Annotated in this window: 7 protein-coding genes; 2 read left to right on the plus strand and 5 right to left on the minus strand. The window is 64.0% G+C overall.

The genetic code is table 11. From position 1 onward, the window contains the following. Nucleotides 1-187: 187 nt before the first annotated feature. Nucleotides 188-1,642: a membrane-bound lytic murein transglycosylase MltF gene (mltF, locus tag CFY91_RS06605; protein ID WP_093985558.1), complete on the plus strand. Its 1,455-nt coding sequence runs from the start codon at nucleotides 188-190 to the stop codon at nucleotides 1,640-1,642. Between the two features lie 3 nt (nucleotides 1,643-1,645). Here the strand turns inward: mltF and tadA are convergent, their stop codons facing one another. The 5 genes from tadA to CFY91_RS06630 form a co-directional block, all read right to left on the minus strand. Beyond that, nucleotides 1,646-2,128: a tRNA adenosine(34) deaminase TadA gene (tadA, locus tag CFY91_RS06610; protein WP_093985559.1), complete on the minus strand. Its 483-nt coding sequence runs from the start codon at nucleotides 2,126-2,128 to the stop codon at nucleotides 1,646-1,648. Nucleotides 2,129-2,197: 69 nt separating this feature from the next. Next, nucleotides 2,198-3,556 carry a multicopper oxidase family protein gene (locus CFY91_RS06615; RefSeq protein ID WP_093985560.1) on the minus strand — a complete coding sequence of 453 codons (1,359 nt, stop codon included), beginning with the start codon at nucleotides 3,554-3,556 and terminating at the stop codon, nucleotides 2,198-2,200. Between the two features lie 137 nt (nucleotides 3,557-3,693). Further along, nucleotides 3,694-5,274 carry a glutamine-hydrolyzing GMP synthase gene (gene guaA, locus CFY91_RS06620; RefSeq protein ID WP_093985561.1) on the minus strand — a complete coding sequence of 527 codons (1,581 nt, stop codon included), beginning with the start codon at nucleotides 5,272-5,274 and terminating at the stop codon, nucleotides 3,694-3,696. Between the two features lie 102 nt (nucleotides 5,275-5,376). Beyond that, complete coding sequence (gene guaB / locus CFY91_RS06625) at nucleotides 5,377-6,846, minus strand: IMP dehydrogenase (protein ID WP_093985562.1); 1,470 nt, start codon at nucleotides 6,844-6,846, stop codon at nucleotides 5,377-5,379. A 93-nt stretch (nucleotides 6,847-6,939) separates the two neighbouring features. Continuing rightward, nucleotides 6,940-7,491 carry a sugar ABC transporter ATPase gene (locus tag CFY91_RS06630; protein WP_093985563.1) on the minus strand — a complete coding sequence of 184 codons (552 nt, stop codon included), beginning with the start codon at nucleotides 7,489-7,491 and terminating at the stop codon, nucleotides 6,940-6,942. A 54-nt stretch (nucleotides 7,492-7,545) separates the two neighbouring features. On the opposite strand from CFY91_RS06630, the gene CFY91_RS06635 reads away from it, so the two are divergent. Then, nucleotides 7,546-7,974 (plus strand): exodeoxyribonuclease VII large subunit (locus CFY91_RS06635; protein WP_165765308.1); only part of this gene is annotated, 429 nt, incomplete at its 3' end.

A 7,974-nucleotide genomic window follows, 5' to 3' on the forward strand; every position in this document is an offset into this window, starting at 1 on the left:
GCAGGCCTGGAAGCAACGACCAGTCGACGCCAATCAAGCGTCGCGAGCGGACTCTGCACCATGCCTGCGTGGAAGGCCGCGTATTCTAGCCTAAAGCACCCGCCAGCGGCACCCGTGGCACGCCCTGCGGGACAGTGCACGGTTAGCCATATATGGCCAGGCCAGCGCTTTGCGTATACTGCCTCGCATGCCTGCCCTCCCTGTATCCCTGCCACGGATCATCGCGGCACTGCTCTGTGCCTGCCTGCCACTGCTGCTGGCCGGCTGCGATGACACCCCAGCCCCGCCTCCGCCCAGCGCGCTGGAGCGGGTGCGCGAGGCTGCCACACTGCATGTGCTGACCCGCAACAGCCCCGCCACCTATTTTCAGGACCGCAATGGCGAGACCGGCTTCGAATACGAACTGGCCAAGCGTTTCGCCGAGCACCTGGGTGTCACCTTGCAGATTGAAACCGTCGACAACCTCGACGAACTATTCCAGCGTCTCGGCCAGACTGACCCGCCCCGCCTGGCCGCAGCCGGCCTGGTTGCCACCTCCGCCCGGCGTACCCAGGCCCGCTTCAGCGAACCCTACCTGCAGGTCACACCCCAGGTGGTCTACCGTAATGGCCAGCGCCGCCCCACCCGCCCCGCCGACCTGGTCGGCAAGCAACTGCTGGTTCTCAAGGGCAGCAGCCATGCCGAACAGCTGCACGACCTGCAACAGCAACTGCCCGAACTGCGCTTCGAACAATCCGCCGAGGTCGAGGTGGTCGACCTGCTGCGCATGGTCGAAGAAGGACAGATCGAACTGACCCTGGTGGACTCCAACGAACTGGCCATGAACCAGGTGTATTTCCCGGAACTGCGCATCGCCTTCGACTTCAGCGACAGCCTGCCGGTGGCCTGGGCCATGGCCGCCAGTGAGGACGACAGCCTGCTCCAGGAAGCCAATCGTTTCCTCCGCGAAGTAGCTGCCAATGGCACCTTGCAGCGCCTCAAGGAGCGTTACTACGGGCATGTCGACGTGCTCGGCTACGTGGGCGCCTACACCTTTGCCCGCCACCTGCAGCAACGCCTGCCGCGCTACGAACAGACCTTCCGGCAAACCGCCCAGCAGCATCAGCTGGACTGGCGCCTGCTCGCGGCGATCGGCTACCAGGAGTCGCTCTGGCAGCCCGACGCCACCTCCAAGACCGGCGTGCGCGGCCTGATGATGCTCACCCAGAACACCGCGCAGGCGATGGGCGTCGCCAACCGCCTGGACCCGGTGCAGAGCATCCAGGGCGGCGGCAAGTACTTTGCAAAGATTTACGCCAACCTCAGCGAGAGCATCGTCGAGCCGGATCGCACCTGGTTCGCCCTGGCCGCCTACAACATCGGCATCGGCCACCTCGCCGACGCCCGACGCCTGGCCAAGGCAGAAGGCCTGGACCCCGACAAATGGCTGGATGTGCAGAAGATCCTGCCACGCCTGGCGCAGAAACAGTGGTACAGCAAGACCCGTTATGGCTATGCGCGGGGCGGGGAAACCGTGCACTTCGTGCGCAACATCCGCCGCTACTACGACATCCTCAACTGGGTCAGCCAGCCGCAGCTGGAAGGCCGCCAACTGGCCGAAAGCGGCCTGCATGTGCCAGCCCTGCACACCGACAAGCGTTAGCCGTCAGTCACTGCTGCGCCGTGCACGAAAGAAGCCACGCAGCAGTTCGGCACTTTCCTCAGCCAGCAGGCCGCCCTCGACCAACACACGGTGATTGAGGAAGTCCTGCTCGAAGAACTGCCCGCGACTACTGGCCACCCCGGCACGCGGTTCGCTGGCGGCGTAGACCAAACGTGCTACCCGCGCATGCACGATCAGCCCGGCACACATGCTGCACGGCTCCAGCGTCACATACAGCGTGCTGCCCGGCAGCCGGTAGTTGTCCACCGCCAGGGCCGCAGCACGCAGCGCAACCATCTCGGCATGCGCACTGGGATCACGACTGGCAATCGGCTGATTGAAGCCGCGCCCCAGCACTTCGCCATCGCGCACCAGTACCGCGCCGACCGGCACCTCGCCCAGCTGCGCACCCAGGCGCGCCTGTTCCAGGGCCTCGGCCATGAACTGCGCATCCAGCGAGCGATCGACAAACAGCGGTTTTTTCATAATTCAGGCTTCAGGCTTCAGGCTTCAGGCTTCAGGCTTCAGGCCGGCAGTGTGCCGGCCGCTGGCCGCCTACGCCACCTCGATGGCCGCCATCAAGCCCGTTTCCATATGGTCCACCACATGACAGTGAAACATCCACAATCCCGGGTTATCGGCCACCAGCGCAATGCGCGCCGTCTCGTTCTTGCCCAGCAGATAAGTATCGGTATACCAGGGCTCGATCACCTGGCGATCGGACCAGACGACCTTGAAGGTCATGCCGTGCAGATGAATGGGATGCAGGTATTGCGAGAGGTTGCGCAACTCGAACAGGTAATGTCCGCCCAGACGCAAGCGGGCAATGGGCTGTGCCGCACAGCCGGGCGCCGGACTTTGCCAGGCCTTGCCGTTGATCTGCCAATACACGGGGTCGGCCGGGTCGGCCAGGCTGGCGGCCCACTCAAAATTGAAACGCAGCAGCTCGGCGCGCTGCAAGTCCGGCTCGGCGATCGGATTGGCCGGCAGCGGCGCCGGCCAGTCGCTCGCCTCCGCCGGTGCACCGACGGCACGCAGGGTTGCCAGGCGTAACGGCCCATCGCGTAGCGCCAGCTCACCGCTGGCCGGCACGCGCAATGCCAGGTCGACACGCATCCCCGGCCCCAGGCGCAAGCCCTTGGCCGGAATGCCGCGCGGCGCCACCGGATTGCCATCCAGGGCATAGATACGCGCCTCGGCAGCGGGCAGGTTCAGGGTATAGGTGATGTTACTGTCGACATTCAGCAGGCGCAGGCGCACCACTTCGCCGGCCGGCAAGTCCACAACCGGGCGGGGCTGGCCATTGACCGTAGCCAGCCGGCCCCGCGTACCGGCGCGCGCCGCTTCACGCGGCACCAGCAAGGGCATGAACGCCCCCTGCTCGTCGACCGCCCAGGTTTTCAGGCACAGCGTGCGCTCATGGCGAAAAGCATTGCCCTCGCGCTCTTCAACCACCAGCGGTCCGACCAGGCCACGCCCCAGCTGCTCGCTGCTGGCGGTATGCGGGTGATACCAGAAACTGCCGGCATCCGGGCAGACGAAGTCATAGTCGAAGTGCTCACCCGGCCGCACCGGCAGTTGCGAGATGTAGGGCACGCCGTCCATGTCGATCGGCAAGCGGATACCATGCCAGTGAATAGTGGTCGGCTCGCTCAACTGGTTGATGAAGCGCACGCGCAGGCGATCACCCTGGCGGCAACGCAGCTCGACACCCGGTGCCTGGCCGCCATAGGCCCACAGCGTGCTTGGCTGGCCAGCAACCAGCTCGACATCCAGCGGCGCGGCGATCAGCTGGTAGTCATGGGTGGCCAGGTCATGCGGGCGTCCCAGCCAGTAGCGCACGGCCGTACCGCCCAGCCCCAGCACACCGACGCCAGCCAGACCTGCCAGCACCTGCCTACGCGAAAAGCTCATCGCCGCACTCCTTGACTCAACCCAATTGCACAATCTTCTCATTTGCTCGAAGGCGAAGCGAGTCATGCGTTTCTGGCAGGCAGAAATAACAAAGGCAGCTTGCGCTGCCCTTGTTGTCGATCAACCCCGCAGGGGCATCATTCCCACTCGATGGTCGCCGGCGGCTTGCTCGACACGTCGTAGGTGACGCGGGAGATGCCTTCGATTTCGTTGATGATGCGCCCGCTGACGGTCTCCAGCAGTTCGTAGGGCAGGTGCGCCCAGCGTGCGGTCATGAAGTCCACGGTTTCCACCGCGCGCAGGGCGACGACCCAGGCGTAGCGGCGGCCGTCACCGACCACGCCCACCGACTTCACCGGCTGGAACACCACGAACGCCTGGCTGGTCTTGTGGTACCAGTCGGCCTTGCGCAGTTCTTCGATGAAGATGTGGTCGGCGCGACGCAGCAGGTCGGCGTACTCCTTCTTCACTTCACCGAGGATACGCACGCCCAGGCCCGGCCCCGGGAACGGGTGGCGGTAGACCATGTCGTAGGGCAGGCCCAGCTCCAGGCCAATCTTGCGCACTTCGTCCTTGAACAGTTCACGCAACGGCTCGACCAGCTTGAGGTTCATTTCCTCGGGCAGGCCGCCGACGTTGTGGTGGCTCTTGATCACGTGGGCCTTGCCGCTCTTGGCACCGGCCGATTCGATCACGTCCGGGTAGATGGTGCCCTGGGCGAGGAACTGGATGTTGTCCAGCTTGCTGGCCTCGGCATCGAACACGTCGATGAAGGTGCGGCCGATGATCTTGCGCTTCTTCTCCGGGTCGGACTCACCAGCCAGGTTGGAGAGGAACTGCTCCTCGGCATTGGCACGGATCACCTTGACGCCCATGTTCTCGGCGAACATGGCCATCACCTGATCACCCTCGTGCAGGCGCAACAGGCCGTTGTCGACGAATACGCAGGTCAACTGGTCGCCGATGGCACGGTGCAGCAGCGCCGCGACCACCGAGGAATCCACCCCGCCGGACAGGCCCAACAGCACATTGGCATCACCCACCTGGGCACGCACCGCGGCAATGGCGTCTTCGACGATGTTGGCCGGGGTCCACAGCGCCGCGCAGCCAGCGATTTCCAGCACGAAGCGCGAGAGGATGCGCCCGCCCTGCTTGGTGTGGGTCACTTCCGGGTGGAACTGCACTCCGTAGTAATGGCGGGTGTCGTCGCTCATCGCGGCAATCGGGCAGCTCGGTGTGCTGGCCAGGATGCTGAAGCCTTCCGGCAGACGGGTAACCTTGTCGCCATGGCTCATCCACACATCCAGACCGAGCACGCCGTCAGCGTCCACATGATCTTCGATGCCGGCCAGCAGCTGGCTCTTGCCCACCACATCGACGCGGGCATAACCGAATTCACGCAGGTTGGAACCTTCCACCTTGCCGCCCAGCTGCTCGGCCATGGTCTGCATGCCGTAGCAGATACCCAGCACCGGCACCCCCAGGTCGAACACCGCCTGCGGCGCACGTGGGCTGCCTGCTTCGTGCACCGACTCCGGGCCACCGGCGAGGATGATGCCGCGCGGCGCGAAGGCACGGATGTCCTCGTCGCTCATGTCCCAGGGATGCAGTTCGCAATAGACACCGATCTCACGCACGCGGCGAGCAATCAACTGGGTGTACTGCGAGCCGAAGTCGAGGATCAGGATGCGGTGGGCGTGGATGTCAGGAGTAGCCATTTTCTTCACCTGGATAAATGGCTGAAAGCCGGAGGCTGGCGGCTGAACGAAAGAGCATCTTCGTCCAGCCTCCAGCCTCCAGCCTCCAGCGAAAAATGCTGATTAACCGACGCGGTAGTTCGGCGCTTCTTTGGTGATCTGTACGTCGTGCACGTGCGACTCGGCCATGCCCGCGCCAGTGATGCGCACGAACTGCGGTTTGGTACGCATTTCTTCAATAGTCGCGCAGCCGGTATAACCCATCGAGGCACGCAGGCCACCCATCAACTGATGGACGATGGCGCTCATCGCGCCCTTGTACGGCACACGGCCTTCGATGCCTTCCGGCACCAGCTTCTCGGCACCGGCCGAGGAATCCTGGAAGTAACGGTCGGAAGAGCCCTGCGCCTGGGCCATGGCGCCCAGCGAACCCATGCCGCGATAAGCCTTGTAGGAGCGCCCCTGGAACAACTCGACCTCACCCGGCGCCTCTTCGGTACCGGCCAGCATGGAGCCGATCATCACCGCGGAAGCGCCAGCAGCGATGGCCTTGGACAGGTCGCCGGAGAAACGGATGCCACCGTCGGCAATCAGCGGTACGCCGGTACCTTCCAGGGCGGCAGCCACATTGGCCACGGCACTGATCTGCGGTACGCCGACGCCGGCAACGATACGCGTGGTGCAGATCGAACCCGGGCCGATACCCACCTTGACGCCGTCGGCGCCGGCCTCGGCCAGGGCCTTGGCCGCTTCACCGGTGGCGATATTGCCGCCGATCACCTGCACGTCGGGGAAGTTCTGCTTGACCCAGCGCACACGGTCGATCACGCCCTTGGAGTGGCCATGAGCGGTGTCGACGATGATCACGTCCACACCGGCGGCGGCCAGGGCGGCGACGCGGTCACCGGTATCGGCACCCGTGCCGACGGCGGCGCCCACGCGCAGACGACCCTGGTCATCCTTGCTGGCCAGCGGGTAGGCCTTGGCCTTCTCGATGTCGTTGACGGTCATCATGCCCTTGAGGCGGTACTGGTCGTCGACGATCAATACACGCTCAATGCGGTGCTTGTGCAGCAGCTTGCGCACGGTGTCCTTGTCTTCACCCTCTTTGACCGTGACCAGACGCTCCTTGGGCGTCATCACGTCGCGCACCTTGGCCGACATGTTGGTCTCGAAACGCACATCGCGTGAAGTGACGATACCGATCAGGTCATTGTGGTAGAGCACCGGCACGCCGGAAATATTGTTCTGCCGGGTCAGTTCGAACAGATCACCCACCGTGGCATCGGCGTCGATGGTGATGGGGTCCTTGACCACCCCGCTTTCATAGCGCTTGACCTTGCGTACTTCGGCCGCCTGCTGCTCGATGGTCATGTTCTTGTGGATGATGCCAATACCGCCTTCCTGAGCCATGGCAATCGCCAGGCGCGCTTCGGTGACGGTATCCATGGCAGCAGACAGCAACGGGATGTGCAATTCGATGCCACGGGTCAGGCGGGTCTTGAGACTGACATCCTTGGGCAATACCTCGGAATAACCGGGGATCAGGAGTACGTCGTCAAAAGTAAGGGCTTCTTGGCTGATACGCAGCATGGCGGGCGCTCCCGGGCGGGAAAATAAGAAGCGCGGCATTATACCCATCGCATGCTCAAGCTCCAAGCATCGCTGCAGAGAGCTTCGCGGCCGCTAGTCCGCAAGCACCGGCACCAGGCGCAGTGGATAGCCGAGCTGTTCGCCCAACGCCGCCATGAACCCCACACTGAAACAGACTGCCGGCCAGTTATTGAAGACCAGCGCCAGGTTGGAAAAAGCGCAAGGCTGCAGGAACAGGAAGCCATTGATGTCGTCTTCGAAGCCACATTCCGGGCAGACAAACGTTTCGGTCAAGCCGGGCATCCACTCTTCCAGGCTGTCGAACAACGCCTCGCCAATCTCCTGGCGGCACTCCGGACAACCAGCTTCCTCGCGAAAATCCCGGCTGGGTGTATAGATACCGCGCCGGGTCAACACCTGCAGGCCATTACAGGGCTGGTCGAACGGCAAGCGCTCGGCATGCGGCCAGTGACGCGCGGCCGGGCCAATCGCATAGGCCATGCGGTTGCCCAGCCAGCCACAGGTGCTGGGCAATTCGGCGACCAGTTGCTGACGGGACAGCCAGCGCAATACTCGACGCGCCCGTGCCTCGACCTCGGGAACCGTGGAGATCAGGGGAACCAGAATACTTTGTTCGACGGACATGCCCGACAACCGCAAAAGGCGCCAGTTTAACGGCAAACTCGTTATCATGCCGGGATGATCAAAGACCCTTTCCAGCGCCTCAACCTCGATCGCGAGCTCCTCAGCGTCAGTCAGCTCAATAGCCGCGCACGCCTGCTGCTGGAGGACGTCTTTGCCCAGGTATGGGTGGAGGGTGAGATATCCAACCTGGCCAAGCCGGCCTCCGGACACCTCTATTTCACCCTCAAGGACAGCCAGGCGCAGGTGCGTTGTGCACTGTTCCGGCAGAACGCCGCACGCGTGCGCCAGACCTTGCGCGACGGACTGGCGGTCAAGGTACGCGGCAAGGTTTCGCTGTTCGAGGGGCGCGGCGACTATCAGCTGATTGTCGATGCCGTGGAGCCGGCCGGCGACGGCGCCCTGCGCCTGGCCTTCGAGGCCCTGAAAGAAAAGCTCGCCGGCGAGGGGCTGTTCGCCGTCGAACGCAAGCGCGCCCTACCCGCC

The organism is Pseudomonas fluvialis, assembly GCF_002234375.1.
GTDB lineage: Bacteria > Pseudomonadota > Gammaproteobacteria > Pseudomonadales > Pseudomonadaceae > Aquipseudomonas > Aquipseudomonas fluvialis.